Annotated in this window: 22 protein-coding genes; 10 read left to right on the forward strand and 12 right to left on the reverse strand. The window is 60.3% G+C overall.

Features of this window, described 5'->3' with window-relative positions; all coding sequences use genetic code 11:
- Positions 1 to 18: 18 nt before the first annotated feature.
- Both R1T40_RS00480 and R1T40_RS00485 read right to left on the reverse strand, forming a co-directional pair.
- Entirely contained in the window at positions 19 to 357 is a 339-nt protein-coding gene (locus R1T40_RS00480; RefSeq protein WP_317384011.1) for a type II toxin-antitoxin system RelE/ParE family toxin, read from the reverse strand.
- Positions 354 to 614: a type II toxin-antitoxin system ParD family antitoxin gene (locus tag R1T40_RS00485; RefSeq protein ID WP_317384012.1), complete on the reverse strand. Its 261-nt coding sequence runs from the start codon at positions 612 to 614 to the stop codon at positions 354 to 356. Before R1T40_RS00485 ends, R1T40_RS00480 begins: the two co-directional genes overlap by 4 nt.
- A gap of 175 nt (positions 615 to 789) precedes the next feature.
- Between R1T40_RS00485 and R1T40_RS00490 the strand changes: the two genes are divergently transcribed.
- The 3 genes from R1T40_RS00490 (at position 790) to R1T40_RS00500 (ending at position 2,786) form a co-directional block, all read left to right on the forward strand.
- Positions 790 to 1,344 carry a fasciclin domain-containing protein gene (locus tag R1T40_RS00490; RefSeq protein ID WP_106164708.1) on the forward strand — a complete coding sequence of 185 codons (555 nt, stop codon included), beginning with the start codon at positions 790 to 792 and terminating at the stop codon, positions 1,342 to 1,344.
- Between the two features lie 204 nt (positions 1,345 to 1,548).
- Entirely contained in the window at positions 1,549 to 2,094 is a 546-nt protein-coding gene (locus R1T40_RS00495) for a sigma-70 family RNA polymerase sigma factor (RefSeq protein WP_317384013.1), read from the forward strand.
- Positions 2,091 to 2,786, forward strand: coding sequence for an anti-sigma factor (locus tag R1T40_RS00500; protein WP_317384014.1), 696 nt, complete (start codon positions 2,091 to 2,093; stop codon positions 2,784 to 2,786). Before R1T40_RS00495 ends, R1T40_RS00500 begins: the two co-directional genes overlap by 4 nt.
- A gap of 88 nt (positions 2,787 to 2,874) precedes the next feature.
- Here the strand turns inward: R1T40_RS00500 and R1T40_RS00505 are convergent, their stop codons facing one another.
- The 3 genes from R1T40_RS00505 to R1T40_RS00515 form a co-directional block, all read right to left on the reverse strand.
- Entirely contained in the window at positions 2,875 to 5,991 is a 3,117-nt protein-coding gene (locus R1T40_RS00505; protein ID WP_317384015.1) for an efflux RND transporter permease subunit, read from the reverse strand.
- The gene (locus tag R1T40_RS00510) at positions 5,991 to 7,142 is read right to left on the reverse strand and encodes an efflux RND transporter periplasmic adaptor subunit (protein ID WP_317384016.1); all 1,152 of its coding nucleotides are present in this window, start codon (positions 7,140 to 7,142) and stop codon (positions 5,991 to 5,993) included. Before R1T40_RS00510 ends, R1T40_RS00505 begins: the two co-directional genes overlap by 1 nt.
- Before the next feature lie 87 nt (positions 7,143 to 7,229).
- On the reverse strand, positions 7,230 to 8,207 hold the full coding sequence (locus R1T40_RS00515; protein ID WP_317384017.1) for an alpha/beta hydrolase family protein: 978 nt from the start codon (positions 8,205 to 8,207) through the stop codon (positions 7,230 to 7,232).
- Positions 8,208 to 8,503: 296 nt separating this feature from the next.
- Here R1T40_RS00515 and R1T40_RS00520 point away from each other — a divergent pair, with 296 nt between their 5' ends.
- Both R1T40_RS00520 and R1T40_RS00525 read left to right on the forward strand, forming a co-directional pair.
- Positions 8,504 to 9,199: a response regulator gene (locus R1T40_RS00520; protein ID WP_106164714.1), complete on the forward strand. Its 696-nt coding sequence runs from the start codon at positions 8,504 to 8,506 to the stop codon at positions 9,197 to 9,199.
- The gene (locus tag R1T40_RS00525) at positions 9,199 to 10,380 is read left to right on the forward strand and encodes a sensor histidine kinase (RefSeq protein WP_317384018.1); all 1,182 of its coding nucleotides are present in this window, start codon (positions 9,199 to 9,201) and stop codon (positions 10,378 to 10,380) included. The genes R1T40_RS00520 and R1T40_RS00525 overlap by 1 nt, the downstream gene beginning before the upstream one ends.
- Before the next feature lie 48 nt (positions 10,381 to 10,428).
- Here R1T40_RS00525 and R1T40_RS00530 read toward each other — a convergent pair whose 3' ends face one another.
- The 5 genes from R1T40_RS00530 to R1T40_RS00550 form a co-directional block, all read right to left on the reverse strand.
- A complete protein-coding gene (locus R1T40_RS00530; protein WP_317384019.1) occupies positions 10,429 to 11,526 on the reverse strand; it encodes an ABC transporter ATP-binding protein in 1,098 nt (365 codons plus the stop codon).
- A gap of 22 nt (positions 11,527 to 11,548) precedes the next feature.
- Entirely contained in the window at positions 11,549 to 13,207 is a 1,659-nt protein-coding gene (gene bglA, locus R1T40_RS00535) for a beta-galactosidase BglA (RefSeq protein ID WP_317384020.1), read from the reverse strand.
- Between the two features lie 45 nt (positions 13,208 to 13,252).
- Positions 13,253 to 14,401, reverse strand: coding sequence for a carbohydrate ABC transporter permease (locus R1T40_RS00540; protein ID WP_317384021.1), 1,149 nt, complete (start codon positions 14,399 to 14,401; stop codon positions 13,253 to 13,255).
- Positions 14,402 to 14,415: 14 nt separating this feature from the next.
- On the reverse strand, positions 14,416 to 15,423 hold the full coding sequence (locus R1T40_RS00545) for a carbohydrate ABC transporter permease (RefSeq protein WP_317384022.1): 1,008 nt from the start codon (positions 15,421 to 15,423) through the stop codon (positions 14,416 to 14,418).
- A gap of 116 nt (positions 15,424 to 15,539) precedes the next feature.
- Entirely contained in the window at positions 15,540 to 16,889 is a 1,350-nt protein-coding gene (locus R1T40_RS00550) for an ABC transporter substrate-binding protein (protein ID WP_317384023.1), read from the reverse strand.
- Positions 16,890 to 17,154: 265 nt separating this feature from the next.
- Between R1T40_RS00550 and R1T40_RS00555 the strand changes: the two genes are divergently transcribed.
- The 3 genes from R1T40_RS00555 to R1T40_RS00565 all read left to right on the forward strand — a co-directional run bounded on the left by R1T40_RS00555 (position 17,155) and on the right by R1T40_RS00565 (position 20,463).
- Positions 17,155 to 18,186: a substrate-binding domain-containing protein gene (locus tag R1T40_RS00555; RefSeq protein ID WP_106164721.1), complete on the forward strand. Its 1,032-nt coding sequence runs from the start codon at positions 17,155 to 17,157 to the stop codon at positions 18,184 to 18,186.
- Between the two features lie 4 nt (positions 18,187 to 18,190).
- Positions 18,191 to 19,522 carry a GH1 family beta-glucosidase gene (locus tag R1T40_RS00560; protein WP_317384024.1) on the forward strand — a complete coding sequence of 444 codons (1,332 nt, stop codon included), beginning with the start codon at positions 18,191 to 18,193 and terminating at the stop codon, positions 19,520 to 19,522.
- A 614-nt stretch (positions 19,523 to 20,136) separates the two neighbouring features.
- A complete protein-coding gene (locus R1T40_RS00565) occupies positions 20,137 to 20,463 on the forward strand; it encodes an integrase core domain-containing protein (protein ID WP_317384025.1) in 327 nt (108 codons plus the stop codon).
- Between the two features lie 137 nt (positions 20,464 to 20,600).
- Here R1T40_RS00565 and R1T40_RS00570 read toward each other — a convergent pair whose 3' ends face one another.
- Positions 20,601 to 21,161, reverse strand: a complete 561-nt coding sequence (locus R1T40_RS00570) for a chemotaxis protein CheD (protein ID WP_106164724.1) — start codon at positions 21,159 to 21,161, stop codon at positions 20,601 to 20,603.
- Positions 21,162 to 21,187: 26 nt separating this feature from the next.
- A complete protein-coding gene (locus tag R1T40_RS00575; RefSeq protein WP_106164725.1) occupies positions 21,188 to 22,123 on the reverse strand; it encodes a CheB methylesterase domain-containing protein in 936 nt (311 codons plus the stop codon).
- 918 nt (positions 22,124 to 23,041) lie between these two features.
- Here R1T40_RS00575 and R1T40_RS00580 point away from each other — a divergent pair.
- Together R1T40_RS00580 and R1T40_RS00585 are read left to right on the forward strand one after the other, a co-directional pair.
- Positions 23,042 to 23,329 carry an STAS domain-containing protein gene (locus R1T40_RS00580; protein ID WP_106164726.1) on the forward strand — a complete coding sequence of 96 codons (288 nt, stop codon included), beginning with the start codon at positions 23,042 to 23,044 and terminating at the stop codon, positions 23,327 to 23,329.
- On the forward strand, positions 23,326 to 23,700 hold the full coding sequence (locus R1T40_RS00585) for a response regulator (RefSeq protein ID WP_106164727.1): 375 nt from the start codon (positions 23,326 to 23,328) through the stop codon (positions 23,698 to 23,700). The genes R1T40_RS00580 and R1T40_RS00585 overlap by 4 nt, the downstream gene beginning before the upstream one ends.
- Position 23,701: the final 1 nt, after the last annotated feature.

A 23,701-nucleotide genomic window follows, 5' to 3' on the forward strand; every position in this document is an offset into this window, starting at 1 on the left:
GGAGCAGGCAGGCTGATGTCAGCCGGTGGTATCCTCTCCAAGCGCGGCCAGGCGGCGTGGAAGATCGCATCGCACATGCAGAAAGTCGATGACGATCAATTGGTCAGGCCCGTCGATGAAGACAACATAATGTTGCCCCGCACGGACATAGCGCAGATCGTCCGGAAGATCCGGAGCGACCAGCGCCCGGCAGGGGCGTGACGGAACATGTCCTTGTGCAAGACCAGTGCAACGGTCAATCAGCTCTTCGCCGTAGACCTGTGCCTGTCGCGGACCAAACGTTGCAAAGGTCCAATCCGCAATGTCCTGTAAGCTGTCTTCGGCCTGGCGGGTCAGGACCCAGGGTTTGGACGTCACGACGCGGTATCACGCGGCCCGGCGAAGGCGCGACGGATCACATCAGCGCCTGACCCTTCGGCGAGATGTCCGCTTCGGGCCTGCTCGACGCCACGGGACACCCGCGATTTGAGATCGCGCATTTCGTCTTCTTCACGTTCGAGCAGACGCAGTCCGGCGCGCAGAGCTTCGGAGGCGTTCTGATACCGGCCCGAGGCGACGAGCTCATCTATGAATTGCGATTGCGGGTCTGTGAGAACGACGTTGCGCGTTGCCATGGGGGCCTCCGGCTTGACTATTGGCAATATATGCCACTCGGTTGCCGCTGTCCACCAATCTGCACGCAGCAGCGCGGTGCAAATTTATTTTCTGCCGCCTGAAACTTTCTTCGCCGGGGGTTCGTGTCTTCTACAGATCACGCCCACACCGGGTGTGACAACAGGAGGAATTCGAATGAAAACCTACATGTCTCTGATCGCCGCACTCGCCATCTGTACTGCCGGTACTGTTTCGGCGGAAACTGACAACCCGATGGTGGGTGGCGCGCCGATGTATGCCGAGAAGAACATTGTGGAGAACGCGGTCAATTCCAAGGATCACACGACGCTGGTTGCTGCCGTGCAGGCCGCAGGTCTCGTGGATACGCTGAAATCCGATGGCCCTTTCACTGTCTTCGCTCCGGTGAACAGCGCTTTTGAAAAACTGCCAGATGGCACCGTTGACACGCTGCTGAAGCCTGAGAACAAGGACATGCTGACCAAGGTTCTGACCGCCCATGTGGTGGCCGGTGACTGGTCTGCTGCCGAAATCGCCCGCCAGGCAAAGGCCTCCAGTGATGGGTTCTATCACTTCAAGGCGGTTTCGGGCGACGCGCTGTCGGCGCAGGTGAAAGGCGATAACGTCTATATCTACGACGAGAACGGCACCGCAAGCCTGGTGACCATTCCCGATGTGAACCAGTCCAACGGCGTCATCCACGTTGTGAACACCGTGCTGGTGCCGAAGTAAGTTTCGCCACATTGCGTGGCCGCGCCTGACTGTTGCACTGGATAGAACAGGGGCGCGGCAGCGATCAGACCTCCGGGTGTTGTGACGCATCCGGAGGTCTCTCGGACCGTGCGCGGGCAGGGAAACGTCGCAGTGCGAGAACTTTTCGCCGTGGAGGCGCATGGAAGAATTGACAGCCCGCCCTCGCATGCATCTGTTGGGCGCATGACATCAAGAGACGACATCGAGCATTTGATCGCCCGCATTGCGCTGCGGGATCAGTCTGCCTTCTCAGCGCTCTATGATGCCACCAGCAAAAAGCTGTTCGGGATCTGCCTTCATGTGCTCGACCATCGCGGCGACGCGGAGGAAGTCCTGCAGGAGGTTTATATCCGCATCTGGCACAAGGCGGACAGCTATGCGGTGACCGGGCACAGTCCGATGACCTGGCTCATCACCATCTCGCGCAATTTGGCGATCGACAAGCTGCGCAGCCGCAGAGCCGCAATGACCACCCTTGATGCCGAAGCTGTCACGATTGCGGATGCACGTCCGGGGCCGGAGGCCAGCGCCATTTCCCGCTCCGAGCACAGCGCCATGTCTGCCTGCCTCGAAGAATTGGATACGGACCGGGCTGACGCCGTGCGGCGGGCCTATCTTGATGGCGATACATACAAGGATCTGGCGCATCGCTATGATGTGCCCTTGAACACCATCCGAACCTGGCTGCGGCGCAGCCTGATGACATTGAGGGACTGCCTGACCCGATGACCGGCCCGGACGACACATATGGTGACAAGGCCCTGGCGGCCGAATACGTCCTGCGTCTGCTGGATCCGGATGCACATCGTGCATTTGAGGCCCGCCTGCTGGACGAGCCGGAGCTGCGTACCCTGGTCCTTGACTGGGAACAGCAGCTGGCAACATTGGCAGAGGATATTGCCGAAGAAACCCCACCGGCGCATCTGCGCGGCGCCGTGTTGAAAACGGTTGCGACTGACCCGGCGGCTGCGTCCCGGCGGGGGTGGTTCACGGGGCTGTGGGCGCGCCTCCTTGGCGGAGGTCTGCTGGCAGCGGTCGCCATCACGCTGGCGGTTGTTGTGGTTGACAGGCTGGAGGAGCAGGGCCCGTCCTACCGTGCGGATCTGATCAGCGCCGATCAATCCATCTCTCTGATGGTGCGCAGTGGTGAGACCTCAGACGCATTGCAGGTGGAGGTCGCAGCGGGATCGCCGCCCGATGGTCGGGTGTTCGAACTGTGGCTGATTGCAGAAGATGCTGCGGGGCCGGTGTCTCTTGGGGTGCTGAACGCCTCGGCGCTCACCTCTATCCAGGTGCCAGAGGCACTGCTGGCGGGGCTGGCAACCGGCACACTGGCGATCTCGGACGAACCGCCCGGAGGCTCTCCCACCGGAAGCCCGACGGGCACGGTTCTGGCAGCCGGGCAGGTCCAGAAAATCTGACCTCACGAGCTCATCAGTTGAGTGTTCCCACTGTTCGCGGCTTCACCTGCATTGGCCCCGTCAGATGCCGCCGCATATGATAGAGGCGCTATGACGGCTCAGGCTGTTCTGGCACAGGTCGAAACAGGGCCACGATGTCCGCAATAATCGCCAGCAAAACGGGAACCAGTATCAGCATCAGCGCCGTGCCGAACATCTCTCCAAAGGCGAGCGAGACTGCAGCCGGGATCAGGTATTGCGCCTGTTCCGAGGTTTCGGTCATCAGGGGCAGCAGGCCGATGACGGTGGTGGCCGTCGTCAGGAAAATCGCCTTGAACCGGCCGAGCCCAGCATGAAGAAGCGCCTGTTCCACGCCGATGTCGTCTTCTCTCAGCTGATTGTAGCGCGTGATCAAAACAAGGCTGTCATTCACCACAACCCCCGTCAGGGCCAGCATCCCAAAGAACGAAAACAACGACAGTGTCGTGCCGGTCATCATATGCCCGACGGCGGCGGCGATAAAACCGAAGGGAACGATGGCGAGAACGACAAGCGGCTGCCAATAGCTCTTGAGCGGGACGGCCATCAGCACGTAGATCAGGACCGCTGCCAGCAGAAGTGCGCGTTGCAGGTCGCCACTGATGTCGGCCATATCTTCCAACTCTCCGGCTGGCAGGACGCTTACACCGGGGTATTTTGCGGTGAGCTGTGGCACCAGTTGCTCAAAGACGGCTTGTGCCACCTCTTCTGGGGCAACCACCGTACGATCAATTGACGCCGCGACGGCATTCATCCGTTTGCCATCCCGCCGATTGATCGCCCCTGATACATAGCCACCTTCGATATCGGCCACCGCGTCCAGCGGCACCCACGCGCCAGTGGCGCTCCGCAGGGTTGTTTGCGTCAGGTCCGTGATCGTATCGCGGTGGGCCAGCGCATTCTGCACGACAACCCGCACCTCTGATCCATCGCGACGCACCTTGGCAACCTCTGCGCCGCCAAACCCATAGCCGATCTGAGTGGCAAGCGTTTCGGCATTGAAGCCGAGATGCCGCGCATCGGGGCGCAGTCGCAGCCGCAGCTCCGGCTGGCCGCCCGCCATCTCATCGCGAATATTGGTCACCCCTTCGATGGTGCCGAGGAAGTGCTTCATCTCGGTGCTGGCGCGGCGCAGCAGCTCTTCGTCCCCGGAGATCAGACGGATGCTGAACCCACCGGCCAGGGTTTCCGAACCGGTGAATTCTAACTCCGTCGCGCCTTCGACCTGGCCGACTTGAGCGCGCCATGCCTGTACCACCTTCAGGATCGGCACCTCGGGGCGTTCGGCCACGGGGAGCAGCTCTGCGAAGATCTGAGCGCTGCCCGCGTTGCTGATGATCGTAAAGACTGATCGTATCGGCAGAGTGTCCATACCGGCGCGATCCGCAAACTCTGCGTTGAGTTCATGCGCAATGCTCTCAATCCGGTCGATATTGGCGCGTGTCAGGGCAAAGGGCGCGCGCGCATCCATTTCCAGGTTCACCGTGATCACCTGTCCCGGAACATCGGGGAAGAAGACCGTCTTGACCTTTCCGTTCGCCATCAGGCCCAACCCGAGCATGGCGGCCGCGATGAAGAGGATGAGCACCGCGTAGCGATGCCGCAATGACGCGATGAGAACCGGCTGGTAAATGTGGTCGCGAAACCCATCCAGCCCGGCCTGTGCAATGTCCTGAACCCGCCCCCAGATACGTGTCAGCAGATAGCGACGGGTCTGCGTCATGGATGTCTGGGCCAGGTGAGCGGGCAGGATGAACTTGCTTTCGATCAGCGAAAAGATCAGTGCCAGAATAACGATGCCGGAAAAGCCCGCCAGAGCCTTGCCCAGCGGGTTGTCGATCATCAGCATGGGAAAAAAGGCGGCGATCGTCGTCAGCACGCCAAACACGGTCGCCACTGCCACCCGCTCGACACCGCGTTCGGTGCCGAGGACCGGATCCGGGGTGCTGCGGCGTTCTTCGAACACGCTTTCGCCGACCACGACAGCATCATCCACCAGGATGCCCAATGCGATGATCAGGCCAAAGGTCGTCACGTCATTGAGCGAGTAGTCGAGCCATTTCGACCCCGAGACCGCAATCGCCCCCATGACCGATATCGGAATGCCCATCGCAACCCAGAATGCCAACCGAACATTCAGAAACACCGACAGCATCAATGCGACCAAGAGCAGGCCCTGAACCCCGTTGGAGCGCAGCAGCGCGAGGCGATCTGCGATGTAGTTGGCGCTGTCCCCCCAGGCCACCGCGTGTATGTGCGGCGGCAGCTGGCGGCTGAATTCATCGAGCGTGCTGCGGACCACGCGGCTGACATCAAGCAGGTTTTCCTTTTGCCCAATCAGCACTTCCATCCCGACCGTCGGATCTCCGTTCAGCCGAAACAGGAAGTCGCCCTCGGCAAACCCATCGTGAATCGTGGCAAGCTCTCCCAGTAGAACGACAGAGCCATCATCGCGTTCGATGATGGGCAAGGCGGCATATTCTGCGGCGTATTTGGCAGTGGTGTCAGCACGCAGGAAGATGGTCCCGGCGTCGGTGCGCAGCTCGCCCGCCTGAAAATTGAGCGAGTTTTCCTGGATCGTTCGGGTGATATCGGCCACGGTCAGCCCGTACTGGCGCAGCTGTTCGGGGTCGACCTCGATCCGCAACTCACGCGGGATCAGTCCCCAGATCGTCAGGCGAGAGAGCTCCGGCTGGGCCAGCAGCTCGTCCTTCAGCCGTTGCGCCAGCACCTGCAAACTCGCGGGGTCGGCATCGCCATGCAGGTTCACATAAAGCGCCGGAAAATCAAAACCCGATGCCTCGATCACCGGGCGGCGCGCCTTGTCCGGTAGGTCAGTCATCCCATCAATGCGGATGCGGACCCGGTCCAGAACCGCCTGCAAGTCCTGCCCTCCCGCCCGGCGTATGGTGAGCGAACTGAAGCCGTTCTCTGATCGCGATGTGATGCTTCGCACGCCATCAACGCCTTCCAGTGCCTGCTCAACCTTTTGCGTGATCAGTTGATCTACTTGCTCTGCGGTTGTGTCAGGATACTCGATGGTGATGGTGACGCTTTCCGGCGGAATGCGGGGGAACCCTTCGATGCGGATGTTCAGTACTGTCTGAACGCCAAGGAAAAGGATCAACGCCATCAATAGGTTGGCGGCGACGGGGTTGCGAATGAACCAGGACGTCAAGGCGTGCATTATCTGTCCTTCCCCTCAATCGGGGTGACACGCTGGCCCGGCAGAAAGGAGGACAGCGGTGTTTTCGCCACGCGCCATTTCGTGCCTCCCTCCGGTGCCCTGAGCGTGATCGCTCCGCCAGATCGAAACAGAATATCGGGCCGGGTGCGGTGGAGCAGATTGTCCGCATCGACCCACCACAGGAACCCTGCACGCGACACGGCGCTTTCCGGCACTGTCAACGTGTGCGCGATGCTTCGACCCGGAACGGTGACCCTTAGAAAGTCACCTGCGAGGAGCTTCTGCGATGCGTTCGGTCGCTCCAGAAAAAGGCGCATCTGGCGCGTGGTTGGGTCCAGAAAGCCGCCCCCGCTGCGAATGCGTGCCACGCCCAAGGGACGCCCATCGCGCTGGGACAATGTCGCCCGCTGGCCTGACACCGGATGCTTCAGCAGCGCCCACTCAGTCGGGGTGACGTCCACACTCAGCTCAAACGCGCTGTTGTCGGACAATCTGACAAGCGGATCGCCCGGGGTCACCGTTTGCCCAAGGCTGGCAATGCGCTGCGTGACCACGCCTGCAAAGGGGGCGGTCACGTTGGTATCCGCCAATGCACGCCGCGCCGTCTCCAGCTGTGCCTGTGCCGAGGCGGCCGCCTTCTCCGCGATCTTCAACTGCGGCAGACGCAGGGCCAGCGCCGCAGGTGGGGTGGTCCCATCGCGCGCGAACTGCTTGCGGGCCACGATGACATCGTTTTGCGCGCGGAGCAGCGCCAGCTTCGCCTCTTCCAGCTCCATCTCGGCCACGGCGACAGCGCTTTTATATTGGGTCTTCTCGATGGACATCAGCGCGGCATCGGCGTTGACCTGCGCCCCGGCGAGCGCCCCGTCATAGACCTCGGTGATGCGCCCGGACACGGCGGACCGAATGTCTGTCTCCCAGCGTGGGCGTACTTCGGCAAAGCCCGAGACCTGCGCCACGACCGTTTCCGGAGCGACGGTAATGATGGACACGACGGGCGGCTCCGGCGGTGTCTTTGTTGCCTGTATGTCAACGGTGTCTTCGGCTTCAGACACCACCAGCAACACACCGATCAAGGTCGCCGTGGCCAGAGCGAGCCAGAGCCATCTTGCCCGTTTTCGGCTTTGGGCATGCGTCGATTTGGGGGGCATTCTGCGTCCTTGGATTTGAATCAAGGTTCAAGGGATAGGTCTTCAGGCCGCGACACTGGAGCGGACGGCAACACATGCCCGCATGCGTTACTCTTGCGCTGCGATCCAACGGACGACCCGCCCCACAGCGTCATCGGCGAAGGCATCGGCCCCGAAAATATCTATCTTTATCAATCTCTTCATGAGGCCAAAGCCGGAGGTGACCAGCCGGTCTCTGGATGCAGGCAAAAGCGAGTGGTCGGCGTTTTTCAGGGTCACGACGCGCACCTCTCCCGGCGTTTGCCCGAGAATGTCGCGATAGGTTGCGGCGCTTTGCATGGCGTCGACGTTCAGATCTCTGTCACCAAAAAGTGCCAGGACAGGGATATCAACATGGCGAAGTGCTGCGGTGGCGTCGCTTCGGAAATTGGTTTTGGCAAAGATCCAGCGCGCCTGGCTCATCGCGCTTCGGCAGCAGCTGGGGGCACCCTCCACGAGCGATGTGTAGGTGTGGTAGGGCGCACCCTTTGACATCAGATCGACCAGAAGCCGGTCGAACTCCAGGGCTTCGCGAATTTCGGCATCGGTCGCGCCTTCCAGCCGCAGCCTGTTGCGGGTCATGAACTCCGATTGTTCTATCCAGTTTATGGCGCCTGAAATTGACACCATATAGGCGAAGTCCGAATGCGCGGTGATGGCCTTCGGCATGACCCACCCGGCTTGGCTGAACCCCAAGAGCCCGATGCTGTCTGGCTGTATGCGTCCATCGCTGCGCAGCGTGTCGGCTGCTGCGATGACCTCGTCTGCGCGGGCTTGCATGGATTGGTTCAGCCAGTTTCCAGTCGATGCGCCCACACCAGGTTTGTCCCAGGCGTAGACCGCAAAGCCAGCGTTTGTGAGCGCTTGCATGAAGGGCGTGTAGTATCCGTGGGCATCCCAGGGCAGGGCGCCATCGCCATGCACGAAAATGACCGCGGGATGCGGGCCGGGGTCTTCGGGCAAGAGCAGGCGCCCGGCGAGTTTGTGGTCTGCCCGGTGGACGTCCAGACGCAGGGGGTCCGGCATTACCGAAGTGGCCCAGAGCATGATGCATAGGCTCCCCAACACTGTCAGGCCGAATATGCGAAGGCGGCGATTTATCGTCACTGGGATCCTCGTTTGATGTCTCTGCGATGATGCGGATGCACACGCGTGGTGCCCGAAGGGTCGCTGTATGGTCGCTGGTTCGAGATGCAAAACTGGAGGACCATCATCAAAGCCTATCGAAGATCATGTCCAGATTTGATGAAGGTTTTCGGCCTCTCCATCAAATCTCCATGGTCTTTGGTTCAACAACTCATGGAACTGGGCTAATTTCGCCGAAAAGAGGTGCTGCGCCGCGCATGAGTAACGACCTGATCCTTATCGTCGAAGATGAACGCGAAATCGCTGAGATCATCAGATCCTACCTGGAGCGAGGCGGCTTTCGCACTGTCACCGCGTCGGACGGGGCGTTGGCGCTGTCGCATTTTCATCATCTCAAGCCAGCGCTTGTTCTTCTGGATGTGAAAATTCCAAAGCTCGATGGCATCGATGTTCTGCGCCGGATTCGACAAACGTCCGACGTGCCGGTGATCATGATCACCGCAATGGCGGAAGATATCGAAAAGATTTCCGCGCTGCGACTGGGGGCGGACGACTACGTGGCCAAACCGTTCAATGCGCTGGAAGTTGTCGAGCGCGTCAAGGCTGTGCTGCGTCGCGCAAATTCCGGGGGGCAGGCCAGCGAACGGCCGGTTACAATCGGGTCACTGATCATCGACCACAGCGTTCATTCCGCCTTTGTGACACGCGGGACAGAACGTCTCCCAATTCAACTGACCCACACCGAATACACGCTGGTTGCCCATATGGCGCGTCTGCCGCAGCGGGCCTTCACGCGGGCCGAGCTGGTCGATGCCTGTCTCTCCGAAACCGAGGTGCTGGAGCGTACGATCGACAGTCATATCTCGAACGCGCGGCGCAAGCTGGAACTTGCGGGTGTTTCCGGTTTTCTTGAGACGGTGCGGGGTGTTGGATACCGGTTGGAGCCACTGTGATGAGGTCTGGCCCATGGAGGTTGAGGACGCAGCTCTCGCTGTCGATGATCTGCGTCGCGCTGACCGCGCTGGGTGTTTTCATCATCGGGATGATTGCGTTCTACGTGACCCTTCAGACGTCGTGGCTGGCCAGCCTGAGCCACGAAAACCGCGCCACGCTTCATGCTTTGATCGAGGATAAAACCGTCTCTTCGGAGGCGCTGACAACGCTGGTGAGCGCCTTCTCGCTCTCCTGGAGCGGCACTTATGAACAAGCCGAGCTCGCGGCCCTCAGCGCGCTGGTCATCCTGGCAACCTTGACGGCGATCTTTGGTGGGATCGTGGTCGCGCGAAAACTGAGCGCACCGATCGAGGGGGTCACACGCGCCGTACTCAAGGTGGCAGATGGCAATATCCGGCAGGAGGTATCGCCAGTTGCGGGCGGAAGTTCCGAAACCGAAGACCTTGTCGCTGCGTTTCGATCCATGGTGCAAAGCCTGGAGCAAGCCGAACGGGACGCCGCCGACTCCTCCGCCGCGATCGCGCACGAGCTGCGTACTCCGCTGACCATTCTGCGTGGTCGACTTCAGGGTCTGGGCGACGGAACATTCGCGCCGTCGGAGGAGATGACCGATGGGCTGATTGCACAGGTCGACACACTCTCCCGCATCGTTGGCGAACTGAGCTTCCTGTCCCGGCTCAGTTCCGGCCATTTTATGTTGCAGTGCATCGAAATCAATCTGGCCGACGAGGTGAACCGGGTCATCACGACCGTGCGTCCGGACATGGATAGCGTCGGTATGATATTGGATGTTTCACTGGACCCGGTCGTTCTGCATGCAGATCCCGTGCGCGTGCGACAAGCGTTGTCCGCGCTGCTCGACAATGCCAGACGATATGCTGAAAGCGGTCGATACGTGAAGATCTCCACCTTCGCTGCGGGGACATTCGGATATTTGCAGGTACGCGACCATGGTCCCGGACTTGAGCAGGGCGATCATGACAGGGTGTTCGAACGCTGGTGGCGGGGCGACAAATCCCGCAATCGCACCGAAGGGGGTACTGGGCTTGGATTGGCTGTCGTGCGCGCGATCGCCCGCGCTCATGGTGGCGAGGCCAGTGTCCGTGACCTCGACGACAGATCAGGCGCGGAATTTGTCCTGAAATTTCCGTTGCAGGCCACCGGAGAGGCCATGGATTAACCCCATGGCCTGCTGCTCTTCTGCCTGAGGCCTCCGCGCCCGGACGCCTCAGCGATACAGCAGAGAGCGACCATTGTGAAAGATATGGACCTTGTCTGGCTGCGCATACAGCCGGATTTGCTTACCGCGTAGCCCGGCGTGGATGCCCGGCAGCTTTGCGATTAGCGGGTCGCGACCCTCTTCCGGTGTGAAATACAGCACGGTGACCTCGCCCAAAGCCTCGACGATATTGACGGTTGTGTCGATCACCGCACCGTCATCACCCTCCGTGTCTTCGGTCAGATCCTCCGGTCGCACACCGATATTGACAGACAGCCCCATGTCGCTGTCTCGGGTGGGCACGGTCGAGGTGACTTCCTCGCCGTTGTAGAGCCGAAGCCGGGTGAGCGTACCGGTGCCGATCACCTCGCCCGGCAGCAGGTTCATCGCCGGAGAGCCGATAAACTGCGCCACAAATTCGTTCTCGGGGCGTTCATAGAGGTCCAGCGGCGTGCCGACCTGAGCGATGCCCTTGTTGGCCAGCACCACAATGCGGGTGGCCAGGGTCATCGCCTCGACCTGATCGTGGGTCACGTAGATCATGGTGCTGTCGGGCATCGACTCCTTCAGCTGCGCGATCTCGATCCGTGTTGCCACCCGCAAGGCCGCATCGAGGTTGGAGAGCGGTTCGTCAAAGAGATAGACCTTCGGGTCACGCACGATGGAACGGCCGATCGCCACCCGCTGCCTCTGCCCACCCGACAGGGCCTTAGGCAGCCGGTCGAGATAGTCCTCCAGCTGCAGGATCTTGGCCGCACGACTGATGGCGGCGTCGATCTCTTCCTTGCTCTTGCCAGCAATCTTGAGCGCAAAGGCCATGTTGTCGCGCACCGTCATATGCGGATAGAGCGCGTAGGACTGGAACACCATGGCGATGCCGCGTTGCGCGGGCGGGATGTCGTTCATCACCGCGCCGTCGATCTCCAGCGTGCCGCCGGTGATCCGCTCCAGCCCCGCGATCATCCGCAACAGCGTGGACTTGCCGCAGCCCGAGGGCCCCACAAAGACGATCAGCTCGCCCTGTTTGATGTCGAGGTCGATGTCGTTCAGCACATTGACCGCGCCGGCATAGGTCTTTTCCACTCCGGTCAGTTTCAGGTTCGCCATGGTGTCCTCCTCCCAGAGTGTTTTATGCGCGCCGTGCGAGGCAGGGTTGCCAGGCGGCCAGTGTCAGCGTGCCGACCGTGGCCGCCACATCCGCGCTGCCGAGGTCACCGCCCAACTGTTCCCACGCGCCCGCGGGCAGGGTGATTTCCGCCGGTGTGTCACCGAGGTTGAAGGCGCAGAAGATCTCCTCGCCCTCCGCCGCGCGGGTGAACTGCACCACATTGCCGGTCGCCTGCACCCGGTCATGGCTGCCCCGCGACAGGGCGGCATGGGCGCGGCGCAGGGCAATGGCGCGGCGATAGTGGTGGACCAGCGCGTCTGGATTGGCTTCCTGAGCGCTCACCGCCAGTTCGGCATGTTCCAGACTGACCGGCAGCCAGGGGCGTGCCTCCGTGAAGCCGCCATAGGTGTTGCCCTTGTCCCAGACCATCGGCGTGCGGCAGCCGTCGCGGCCCTTGAACTCGGGCCAGAACTCGATGCCATAGGGGTCCTGCAGGTCCTCAAAGGCGATATCGGCCTCGGGCAGGCCCAATTCCTCGCCCTGATAGATGCAGACCGACCCGCGCAGGCACATCATCATGGTCGTGTACAGCCGCAGCGCCGCGTCCGACAGATTCCAGCGGCTGACATGACGCACGACATCATGGTTGGAAAACGCCCAGCAGGCCCAGCCATCGGCTGCCACGTCGTCGACCTTGTCAAACACCTCTGCCACCCGTGCCGCGTTCAGCGGATCCTTGGCAAGGAATTCAAACGCGTAGCACATGTGCACGCCGGTGTTGCCGGCGGTGTACTCGCCCAGGATCTCCAACCCGCGCTGCGCGTCGCCCACCTCGCCCACGGCGGTCTTTGCCGGGTATTCATCCAGCAGCGCCCGGAACCGGGCCAGGAATTCGAGGTTTTCCGGCTGGTTCTTGGAATAGAGGTGTTCCTGATGGTTATAGGGGTTCACCGAGGGGGCGATATTGGAATTGCGCTGATCCTTGGGCAGCGCCGGGTTCGAGCGCAGCTCCTTGTCGTGGATGTAGAAGTTGATGGTATCCAGACGGAAGCCATCCACGCCGCGTTCCAGCCAAAATCGCGTGGCGTCCAGCAGCGCGTCCTGCACCGCGTCGCAGTGGAAGTTCAGGTCCGGCTGCGAGACGAGGAAGTTGTGCAGGTAATATTGTTCGCGTCGCGCGTCCCAGTGCCAGGCAGGGCCGCCAAAGATCGACAGCCAGTTGTTCGGCGGCGTGCCATCGGGCTGCGGGTCGGCCCAGACGTACCAATCCGCCTTGGGGTTGTCGCGGCTGGCGCGGCTTTCGACAAACCAGGGGTGCTGGTCGGAGCTGTGCGACAGCACCATGTCGATCATCACCCTGAGGCCGAGGTCATGCGCCCGTGCCACCAGTGCGTCGAAATCCCCCAGCGTGCCGAACATCGGATCGACGTCGCAGTAGTCGCTGACGTCGTAGCCGTAGTCCTTCATCGGCGAGGTGAAGAAGGGCGAAATCCAGATCGCATCCACCCCAAGCGAGGCGATGTGATCCAGCCGCGAGGTGATGCCCGGCAGATCGCCGATGCCGTCACCGTTGCTGTCCTGATAGCTGCGCGGATAGATCTGGTAGATCACCGCGCCGCGCCACCAGTCGGGATCGGCGGCCAGCACGGAAGCAGGATTGATGGAGGTCTGAGCGTTCATGTCGTGAGGTCCGTCATCGAAAGTTGTAGGAAGGGGCACAAGGGGTCACTTGACCGACCCGGCCAGAAGTCCGCGTACGAGATACTTCTGCATGGCAAAGAACACGGCGAGCGGCACTGCGATGGAGACAAAGGCGGAGGTCGCGAGGATCTCCCAGTTGCCGCCGCGGGTGCCCAGAAGCTCGACGATCTGCTTGGTCATCACCGTGGTCTCGCCCGTCGCGTCGATCAGGAACACCATGGCCACGAGGAGATCGTTCCAGGTCCACAGGAACTGGAAGATCGCGAAAGAGGCCAGTGCCGGGAACGACAGCGGCAGGATGATACGGGTGAAGATCTGGAAATCGGTGGCGCCATCGACGCGGGCGTTCTCGATGATGTCGCGTGGGATGCCCACCATGTAGTTCCGGAGCAGGTATATCGCCAGCGGCAGGCCGAACCCGGTATGCGCCATCCAGACGCCAAGGTAGCCCTTGCCGATGCCGATCTCGTTGTGGAACTTCAACAAGGGGATCAGCGCCAGCTGCAGCGGCACCACCAGCAGGCCGACGATGGCTGCGATCAGCAAGGCGCGGCCCGGGAACTCCATCCATGCCAGCGCATAGGCGGCAAAGGCGGCCACCAGAATGGGGATGATGGTCGCCGGGATCGTCACAGTCAGCGTGTTGAAAAAGGCGCGTGCCATATTGTCGGTGGCACCGCCCGAGATCAGGATGGTCTCGTAGTTCTGCAGCGTGAACTCCGGTGGTACCACGGCGGTGACAAAGACACGCGGGCCACGGCGTCCGCCCATCTCTTCTGTCGCTTCCATCCGGTAGCTGCCGTCGGCCTCGACCGTCAGTCGCTCGCCGCCGCGCAGCTCGGCCATGTCACCGGGCCCGTAGGCAGAGATGTCACGGGCGTTGGTGCCCCAGGCGGAAATTTCAGCGTCGCTCTCACCTTCAAACAGGTTGCCCTCGATCACCCAGAGGTCCCCCTGCGGCACCTGCGTCTCCGGGGCGGCGGTGCGCAGGGTGAGGTTTTGTTCGGTCGGGAACAGCGCCTTCCACCAGCCCGAGGTGGCGATCTGGTCGCCGGTGCGGAAGGAGGAGATAAACAGGCCAACTGTCGGGAAGAGCCACAGCCCCACCAGCACGATGACCGAGATACGAAGCGCCCAGATCAGCCCAGGCTTCTGTCCAGCTATGGCATTCATGGCTCAGCCCTCCCTCAGCGCATTTCGCGGCGTGCGTTGTAGACGTTCCAGACCAGGATCGGCATCACCAGCAGCATGATGATCATTGCCGAGGCGGAGCCGACGCCCCAGTCATTGGCGCGGAACAGCTTGTCGTACATGTAATTGGCCAGAACCTGCGTCTCCCACTGGCCGTTGGTCAGGGCGAACACGATGTCGAAGATCTTCAGCACCACGATGGTGATGGTGGTCCAGACCACCACGATGGTGCCCATGATCTGCGGCACCTTGATCTTGAAGAAGATCTGAAACGGCCCGGCACCGTCCACGATGGCGGCCTCGATGGTTTCTTCCGGAATGCCACGCAGGGCGGCGGACAAGATTACCATGGCAAAGCCGGTTTGGATCCACACCAGCACCATCATCAGAAAGAAGTTGTTCCAGAACGGGATGGTCAGCCATTGCTGCGGCTCCACGCCGCCCAGCCAGACATAGATCGCGTTCAGGATGCCGATCTGCTCGGTGCCCGGCGGACGGGCGTCATAGACCAGTTTCCAGATCACCGCGGCGCCGACAAAAGAAATCGCCATCGGCATGAAGATCAGCGATTTGGCGATATTGCCCCAGGCCAGCCGGTCCGTCAGCTGGGCCGCCAGCAGGCCAAAGGCGGTCGAGACCGCAGGCACCACAAGAAGCCAGAGGAAGTTGTTCTGCAAGGCTTCCCAGAATTTGGCCTCGCTCAGCATCTGGCTGTAGTTGTCCAGTCCGACGAATTCCGAGCCACCACCGGGCAGACGCTCGGTCAGCGACAGGCGCATGGTCTCCACCACCGGATAGGCAAGATACAGCCCCAGCGCCAACAGCGCCGGCAGCAGAAAGAGCCAGGGACGCACCATATTGGCACGGCGGATGTTGCGGGCGATGTGCGGGCCGCGGGCGGGAAAGATCAGCTTGTCGAGGATCACGTTGGAGAGATAGAAATAGCCGACACAGCCCCCGACGCCAAAGGCAATGGTCAGCAGCCCCTGAATGGCTGGATGCATGACTGGCTCCTGAAAAAGAGTTGAATGCCGGAAGGTGACGTGCAGCCTGTGCAGCACCGCTTAGCGGCAAAGGGGGGCAGGGCCGCGCGGGGCGGCCCTGCGGTGGAGGCGACAGGTTACTTCAGCGCGTCCCAGGAGGATTGGATCTCTGCAGCCACGTCCGACGCGGCAGCGCCACCGGCATAGTCGACCATGCCGGTCCAGAAGGCCCCTGCGCCCACGCCACCCGGCATCAGGTCGGAGGCGTCAAAGCGGAAAGTGTCGGCGTTCAGAAGGATCTCGCCCATCTTCTTCAGCGTGTCGGTGGCGTAGAGTTCGGTGTTCACGCCCTTGTGGGGTGTCAGGAACCCCTGCTGGGCCATCCAGACCTCATGCGCGATGGGGGATTTCAGGAACTCCATAAGTGCCCGCGCGCCATCGCTGTCGTTGGTGATCGACCAGATGGTGCCCGCACCCAGAACCGGGTTGCCCAGCTCTTTGCCCTCATAGGCAGGGAAGTAGAAGAAATCCGCGTCCAGACCCATTTCGGTGCCTTCGGGGAAGAACGCCGGAATGAAAGAGGCCTGACGGTGCATCATGCACTGCGGCGGGCTGGCGAACAGACCCTTGGGGCTGTCGCGGAAATCGGTGGAGGCCACGGCTCCGGCGCCGCCGGAGACATAGTCCTCGTTGCGGGCGAAGTAGCCAAATTCCTCGATCGCCTCGACCACACGCGGATCGTCGAACGCGATCTCGTTGGCGACCCACTGGTCATAGACCGACGGCTCCTGCGTGCGCAGCATCATGTCCTCGACCCAATCGGTCGCCGGCCAGCCGGTTGCGCCGCCGGATCCCAGGCCGATGCACCATGGCGTGTTGCCATCCTCGACCATCTGATCGGTGAGCGTCTTCAGCTCCTCCATCGAGGAGGGGATCTCATAGCCGAAATCCTCGAAGTTCTCCGGGTTGAACCAGACCAGCGATTTCACGTCGACCTTGTAGAACAAACCATACAGATCATCGTTGCCATCGGGACCGGAGTAGGTGCCCAGATCGACCCAGGACTGACCTGCGGCGTAGTTGTCCGTGACCCAGGTTGCCGTGTCTTCGCCCAATGGCGCGATGAAGCCGCGCCCGGCCATGTCAGAGACCAGACCCGGCTGTGGGAAAACTGCGACATTGGGGGCGGAGCCGGCCTCGGCATCGACCACGATCTGCTGCTCGAAACTGTCAGAGCCAGCATAGCGCACATCAGCACCGGTTGCGGCGCCGAAATAGGCCAGAACGTTTTCAACCAGCGCCTGATCCGGACCCAGCCAAGGGCCAAACACGGTCACCTGTTCGCCGTCGAGGTCGATTTTTTCCAGTTCGGCGTAGCTCGCCCAATTGAAGTCACCTTCGCCGACCGGAAAAATCAGCTCCTGCGCGCTGGACGTTCCCGCCATCAGCGCCATGACGCCCGCGGCCGTCATCAATGTCCGTTTCATGTCATCTCCTCCCAAGATTTCGACACTCATCGCCGTGGTTCTGGTCTGGGCCATCAATCCCGATTTGCAGGATGCCTTCAACCAAATAACCAAAGCGCTTTGACTTTCTCCAAACTTCTAGATTCGAAGCGATCTGTCAATGAGTCTATGTTAGCGCCAAATATATAGGGTTGAATTTTCTTCTTCTCCTCGGCGATAAAGAGGGGCACTCTGGCCGTTCTGAAACCAGCCGCACGATAATTTAAAGCGCTTTGGAGATTTGCAGATGAACCTCAAGCAGCTGTCCACGCTTCTGGGCCTGTCCCAGACCACCGTGAGCCGGGCGCTGAACGGCTACCCCGAGGTCAGCGAGGCGACGCGCCAGCGTGTGATGCAGGTCGCCGATCAGCACAACTATCGCCCCAATACGCGGGCCAAGGCGCTGGCCACCGGGCGCGCCATGGCGATTGGCCATGTGATCCCGCTGTCGACCCAGCACGAGATGATGAATCCGATCTTTGGTGATTTCATCGCCGGGGCCGGGGAAAGCTACAGCACGGCCGGCTATGACATGGTGCTGTCGTTGGTGGCGGATGAGGACCAGTCCCGCGCTTATCATGACATGGCGGCAAAGCGGAATGTAGACGGTATCGTGCTGCACGCGCCCAAGATGCAGGATGCCCGCATCACCCTGCTGCAACAGATCGGTCTGCCATTTGCGGTACACGGGCGTGCCACCGATATCGCGGGCCCCTACAGCTGGCTCGACGTCAACAACACCAGCGCCTTTCAGCGAGCAACCGATTTCCTGCTTGACCTTGGCCATCGCCGCATCTGCCTGGTGAACGGTCAGGAGAGCATGGATTTCGCCTTTCGCCGCCGACGTGGGTACGAGGCCGCCCTGCAGGCCCGCGACATCGCCCCCGACCCGGCGCTGCTGTTCGCGGGCGAGATGACGGAGGTCTACGGCTACGATACCGTGCGGCGCACGCAACTGCTGGAGCAGCCGCCCACCGCCTATCTGGTGTCCTCGATCATCGCTGCCTTCGGGGTGCGCCGCGCGATCGAGGAGGCCGGCCTGACAATGGGGCGCGACATCTCCGTCATCACTCATGACGATGATCTGTCCTACCTGCGCAACGGCGCCGATGTGCCGGTCTTCACCGCCACGCGCTCTTCCGTGCGCCACGCAGGCAGCCGTCTGGCCAAGCTGCTGATCTCTCAGATCGAAAACCCGGGCGCGCCGCCGCTCACCGAACTGCTCGAAGCAGAGCTGACTGTCGGCCGTTCCACCGGCCCCGCTCCCAACAGGATCTAGCGATATGGACCATTTCACCTTCACCCGCAAAGACTTCCCGGCGAACTTCCTCTTCGGCAGCGCCACCTCCTCCTATCAGATCGAAGGTCATGGTTTTGGGGATGCCGGGCCGACCCATTGGGACAGTTTTGCCGCCACGCCGGGCAATGTGGTGCGCGCCGAGAACGGTGAGATCGCCTGCGATCACTATCATCACTTCGAGGCAGATCTGGATCTGGCCGCCGCAGCGGGGCTGGATTGCTACCGCTTTTCGACCAGCTGGGCACGTGTCCTGCCCGAGGGCACTGGCACGCCCAACCCCGAGGGGCTCGATTTCTACGACCGCCTGACAGATGCGATGCTGGAGCGCGGGCTGAAACCTTGCGCGACGCTCTATCACTGGGAGCTGCCGCAGCCGCTCGCGGATCTCGGCGGTTGGCGCAACCGCGACATCGGCAACTGGTTTGCCGAATTCACCGAGGTCATCATGGGGCGGATCGGCGACCGGATGTATTCGGTGGCGCCAATCAATGAGCCTTGGTGCGTCGGCTGGCTGTCGCATTTCCTCGGCCACCACGCGCCCGGCCTGCGCGACATCCGCGCCACCGCCCGCGCCATGCACCATGTTCTGTTGGCCCATGGCCGTGCCATCGAGGTGATGCGCGGCCTCGGCATGGATAACCTTGGCGCGGTATTCAACTTTGAATGGGCCACTCCGGTGGACGACAGCGCCGCCGCGCAGGCCGCTGCCGAGACCTACGACGCCATTTACAACCGTTTCTTCCTTGGTGGCGTGTTCAAGGGCGCATACCCCGAACCGGCCCTGAAGGGTCTGGAGCCTCATTTGCCCAAGGGCTGGCAGGAAGATTTCAAAACGATAACACAGCCAGTCGACTGGTGCGGTCTGAATTACTACACCCGCAAGGTGATTGGCGCCGATGACGGTCCCTGGCCGCACTACGCGGAGCTAGATGGTCCGCTGCCCAAAACACAGATGGGTTGGGAGATCTATCCGGACGGGCTCTACCAGTTCCTGAGCCGGACAGCCGCAGACTACACGGGCGATTTGCCCTTGATCGTGACCGAGAACGGCATGGCCAACCCGGATGTGATCACAGCGGGCCGTGTGTCTGACCCCGAGCGCATTGCCTATGTCGATGCCCATTTGGCTCGCGTCCGCCGCGCGATCGCCGACGGCGTTCCGGTGCAGGGCTATTTCCTGTGGTCACTCATGGACAATTACGAATGGGCGCTGGGGTACGAGAAGCGCTTTGGCATGGTGCATGTGGACTTCGACACCCTGGTCCGCACCCCCAAAACCTCATACTACGCCTTGAAGGAGGCATTGACCGGGTGATGTTGCACAGACCGCCTATTGATTTTATGGCTAACAGTCATCGATATTCATCGGCGAGGAAAATGTGAACCCATACAAGTGGTTACATACGCGCTAGCAGGTTGTGTGAAGCGTCTTATTCCGCGAGATGGCGACTGTTTGCAGCTTGTGGAGGATTTTCTGTGTTCCAGAAAATATACTGGCTGCGAGCAGGATTAGGGCGGCCATATGGCCCGACCGGTTTGCGCAGTCCCACCGCAAGCTAGTGTTGTCTTGGAGGGATGGGTGATGCTGACTTCCGGCAGGCCCTTGTCAAGATTACGGATAATGGCATCAGTCGCTTCGGGGGCAACGGCAGGCAACCGGTCTGTTTTGAGGGTCCTGTTCTCGAAAGGTCACCCAGAAAGGCGGCCCCGGAAATTCGGGCCAATTGTTGATGCGACTGATCGCAATTCTACTAGAAGCCCAAACCCAGCAAGGCCACGAAAAACCACGAGATTTACCCTTAACTTTTGCGTCGCCTGCGCGTGGATCTGCCCAACCATGTCTGGTGTGCGGATATCGGTCACGCTGGAAGCCGAGTTCTGGGTCGATGCGCTGACCAAACGACCCACAAGCTTGGCCCGCCTGAGATAATGAACGCGGATCAGGGCAGCCAGTTCACTTCTCTTGTCTCGAATGACCGGTTGCGACGACCCGGCGTTCGTATGTCGATGGATGGAAAGGGGCGGTTTCTCGACAACATCTTAGTCGAACGATTGTGGCGGAGCTCGAAAACCGGACGCGCCTATCTGCGCGCCGGGGAAGCGGGATCGGAGGTCAAGGCTGGCGCCATAAACTGGATCGAGTTCTACAATCTCAGGCGTCTGCATTCTGCCCTTGGCGGAAAAACACACGCCGTGGTCTATTGGCAGCGAAATGAAACAACAAACCCCGGTCAGCAGGTGCAAAGAGTAGCTTAAGTTGCGCCGGATCCTGTCCAACAATTCGGGAATAGCTCAGGACGCAGGCTGACTCTCGAGAAAGGACTGAATGTAAGCGAGGGTCCGATGCATCTAACATGCTTCGGACCCTCCGTGATCGTTGCGCGTAGGCAAGCTCAGAACAAAGTAACGTTATCCGCCGCTGCAGGCTTGCGGACGGGAGCGGCTTGCGTCCGGGCCACTGCCGCGCGCTCCTCCTCGCCGAGGCGACGATCATCTGCCACATGTGTCTGTTGCGCAGCACCCGAACAAGCGTGAAACCTGACTCGTCGAGCAGATGTACCGCCAACCGAAGATGAGATCACTGGAATACCTTCATCACGAAGGAAGCGCTGCACAAAATCAGCGTTGTTCGCACCGATATCAGACAGGTTGGCGGACATCTTTGCACCACCAAAAACCTTGGCTTTCAGGTTAGAGCGCTGCGCGCCTTTTTTCATGATGCCGTTGATCAACAGCTCCATCGCGTGAACGCCGTAGCGGGCGCTGACACCACCACCCGAGGACGACGCGAGCAAGAAGTGATTCATCCCGCCGACCCCGACTTTTTCATCATAAATGCAGGCTGCGATGCAGGACCCTAGCACAGTTGAAAAAGCGACTTTGGGATCCGTTGTCACCTTGTAGTCACCTTGTAGCACGGTGACCGTACTCGTATTTTGAAAAACAGTCGACAAAGCGGCTTCCTTCCAGATCTCTAGGCTCAGGTCTTGCAGGCTTGCAAGAGTGCACCGGCCATTTGGGCCAGAGGTACTTGTTTTTGGGCGGCTCCGGTTTCCCAAGCCACCCTGGGCATGCCGTAGACGACGGCGGTTTTTTCATCTTGGGCAAAGGTTGTCGCGCCAGATTTGCGCAATTCCAACATGCCCTTGGCCCCATCTTGCCCCATACCGGTTAAGATTGCGGCAACAACATCCTGTGCAAACGGAATTGCAGACGAAAATAATGCGTCAACGGATGGCGTATGGCCTGAAATGTTTGGCCCTTCCTTCATCCGAAGGCGATACGGCTTGCGTGGTGTCACCCCCATGTGGCGAGGTTGGCCGGCCGCGATGTAGACATGCCCCGTTTGCAAAGTGATATTGTCGTCCGCTGCAACGACCTTCGCCGGGCAGATTCGGTCCAGCAACGAAACCAGTCCCGACCCAAAGCTCTTGCCCGTGTGTTGCACAATCAAGGTTGGCGGGCACTGTATCGGAAATCCGACGAGGACATTGCGCAACGCTTCAACACCCCCGGTTGACGATCCGATGAGGATGATTTTCTTAAAGTTCTCCCGAGACGCTACAGTCTTTCCGGTCGCGGCGGGGGGCGCGTTGCGACGCGGTGCTTTGATCATCATGTCAAAGTACTGGATGAACTGGCGCGGTGTGTCGGATTTTGTCAGCTCGAAAATGCCCGCTCCGACGTTCAACAATGGCGAGGAGCGCCGCGCGGGTGTCGAATTCGTGCTATCCATCACGGACACCCAGCGCACATCGAGTGCGGAGAACAGGGCGAGCATCATTTCGAACTCGGGCAATTTCGTGAACCCGTCTTCTACAAATGCAAAACTGGGCTGACCCGCTTCTGCTTGGTTGTAGGCCATCATCAAATTGTTGGCCAACAAGACCTGCATGCCTGGGTAAGCCGCCTCCATCTGCTTCTGCAGAGTCCGAGCAAAGTTTCTATCAGTCGTTACAATCAAGACGCTTAAGGAAGACAATGGCTTACCCACTTGTTTACCCCGACGATCCGGGAGTTCCTATTCAACAAGACAACATCGGCCTCGTCAGTTCATTTTGTATTCGTGCCAAAGCTCATCCAAGGCGCCGCCATATCACATGCGCGCGCCCTCGGGCCTAAGCGTTCAATCACTCACCACCCGAAGACCGAACCTACCGCGGCGCCCATCATGAGGCGTCAGAGCGGGACGTCCTTTGCCACCTTCGCACTGGGGGTAGGTGGCATCTGTGCGCGATAGGGTGGGACACGTCTCAGCAGCGGGTGTGAAACTACGCTGTTTCATTGCGAGCGGAGCGTCATAAGCCGCTGAAAACCGACTCAAATTACTGTCTGTCAGAGTGTGCTTTCCCGACTTTGCGCAGTCCTGCTTATAATGAGCGTCCTGCGCGACAATTGCGCGGCTGCTCTGCTCGCCCAAAGAATGCGAATTCCGACAGCGTGGTTCACCCGAGGGAACCGTGAGTCGTGTCCGAATCCTCAATCGCTGAGACGCGTTCATGTAATGCTCCGGAGATTCGCGCACGAGAGGGTGCGCATGGTACTTCCAGTTATAACTCCATCAGTAGGGGTTAATTTGCGCCTTACGCGGGCAAATTCTATCTGACTATATCTTATCAACTGGCTCTGATGCCCCTCGCAGCCTGAATGGCTGACACCTGATACGCATTGCACGGGTGGGTCGTTGCGGCAGTTATCTTGGGGTGCTGACAAATTGTCTGAGCAGTTCCGAGTTTCTGCAGTTTGGCGGAAATCAAATGTTAAGGCCCTGCGGCTAACACTACTCTCATCGAACTGAAATTTGTCGCCGCAAACGGGGGTGCGAATCGCGAAAATGTCCACCGAAACGCAAAAGCATACATTGGACTTGCCCAATGCCTTCGCGGATCTAGACCCATTGATCGCATTTTTCAACGCGTCTCGTGATAAGGCCGTTGAAGTGGATTGCAGCAATGTCGGCGTGATCCCATCGCGCTGCCTGCAGCTGCTTCTGGGGGCAGAACAACAATGGCGCTCCGAGGGCCTGGGTTTCTCGGTCACTAATATCAACGAAGGGTGCAGAAAGTCCCTTACCCTTCTGGGCCTGGAACCCAATCGATTTGAAGACGAGGAAACAGTATGAAAACCAAAGTTTTGGCAATCGACGACTCCCGAACCATTCGCAACCTTCTGGCAGCGACGCTTGAAGAAGCAGGTTTCGAGTACCATTGCGCCGTTGACGGACGTGAAGGTGTCGACATGTATGACAATGTCGCACCAGATGTCGTCATCACCGACATCAACATGCCCAATCTTGATGGATTTGGTGTCATCGAGGAGCTACGCGGTGATGGGATCAACTCCAAGGTTCCGATCCTGGTTTTGACCACCGAAAGCGCGCCCGAAATGAAGGCACGCGCTCGTGATGCCGGTGCAACCGGGTGGATCACCAAGCCCTTTGACGATCAGTCGCTGATTTTTGCGCTGAAACGTGTAACCGGGGCGGCCGCGTAAA

This window comes from Tritonibacter scottomollicae (assembly GCF_032924845.1).
GTDB classification, from domain to species: Bacteria; Pseudomonadota; Alphaproteobacteria; order Rhodobacterales; family Rhodobacteraceae; genus Epibacterium; species Epibacterium scottomollicae.

Excerpts from the sequence above, each read along its gene's own strand:
- R1T40_RS00515 (WP_317384017.1), bottom strand. The coding sequence starts at position 8,207 with ATGCTCTGGGCCACTTCGGTAATGCCGGACCCCCTGCGTCTGGACGTC.
- R1T40_RS00555 (WP_106164721.1), top strand. The coding sequence starts at position 17,155 with ATGAACCTCAAGCAGCTGTCCACGCTTCTGGGCCTGTCCCAGACCACC.
- R1T40_RS00525 (WP_317384018.1), top strand. The coding sequence starts at position 9,199 with ATGAGGTCTGGCCCATGGAGGTTGAGGACGCAGCTCTCGCTGTCGATG.
- bglA (WP_317384020.1), bottom strand. The coding sequence starts at position 13,207 with ATGAACGCTCAGACCTCCATCAATCCTGCTTCCGTGCTGGCCGCCGAT.
- R1T40_RS00485 (WP_317384012.1), bottom strand. The coding sequence starts at position 614 with ATGGCAACGCGCAACGTCGTTCTCACAGACCCGCAATCGCAATTCATA.
- R1T40_RS00505 (WP_317384015.1), bottom strand. The coding sequence starts at position 5,991 with ATGCACGCCTTGACGTCCTGGTTCATTCGCAACCCCGTCGCCGCCAAC.
- R1T40_RS00580 (WP_106164726.1), top strand. The coding sequence starts at position 23,042 with ATGTCCACCGAAACGCAAAAGCATACATTGGACTTGCCCAATGCCTTC.
- R1T40_RS00495 (WP_317384013.1), top strand. The coding sequence starts at position 1,549 with ATGACATCAAGAGACGACATCGAGCATTTGATCGCCCGCATTGCGCTG.
- R1T40_RS00520 (WP_106164714.1), top strand. The coding sequence starts at position 8,504 with ATGAGTAACGACCTGATCCTTATCGTCGAAGATGAACGCGAAATCGCT.
- R1T40_RS00530 (WP_317384019.1), bottom strand. The coding sequence starts at position 11,526 with ATGGCGAACCTGAAACTGACCGGAGTGGAAAAGACCTATGCCGGCGCG.
- R1T40_RS00585 (WP_106164727.1), top strand. The coding sequence starts at position 23,326 with ATGAAAACCAAAGTTTTGGCAATCGACGACTCCCGAACCATTCGCAAC.
- R1T40_RS00490 (WP_106164708.1), top strand. The coding sequence starts at position 790 with ATGAAAACCTACATGTCTCTGATCGCCGCACTCGCCATCTGTACTGCC.
- R1T40_RS00540 (WP_317384021.1), bottom strand. The coding sequence starts at position 14,401 with ATGAATGCCATAGCTGGACAGAAGCCTGGGCTGATCTGGGCGCTTCGT.
- R1T40_RS00560 (WP_317384024.1), top strand. The coding sequence starts at position 18,191 with ATGGACCATTTCACCTTCACCCGCAAAGACTTCCCGGCGAACTTCCTC.
- R1T40_RS00575 (WP_106164725.1), bottom strand. The coding sequence starts at position 22,123 with ATGGAGGCGGCTTACCCAGGCATGCAGGTCTTGTTGGCCAACAATTTG.
- R1T40_RS00550 (WP_317384023.1), bottom strand. The coding sequence starts at position 16,889 with ATGAAACGGACATTGATGACGGCCGCGGGCGTCATGGCGCTGATGGCG.
- R1T40_RS00500 (WP_317384014.1), top strand. The coding sequence starts at position 2,091 with ATGACCGGCCCGGACGACACATATGGTGACAAGGCCCTGGCGGCCGAA.
- R1T40_RS00510 (WP_317384016.1), bottom strand. The coding sequence starts at position 7,142 with ATGCCCCCCAAATCGACGCATGCCCAAAGCCGAAAACGGGCAAGATGG.
- R1T40_RS00545 (WP_317384022.1), bottom strand. The coding sequence starts at position 15,423 with ATGCATCCAGCCATTCAGGGGCTGCTGACCATTGCCTTTGGCGTCGGG.
- R1T40_RS00565 (WP_317384025.1), top strand. The coding sequence starts at position 20,137 with ATGAACGCGGATCAGGGCAGCCAGTTCACTTCTCTTGTCTCGAATGAC.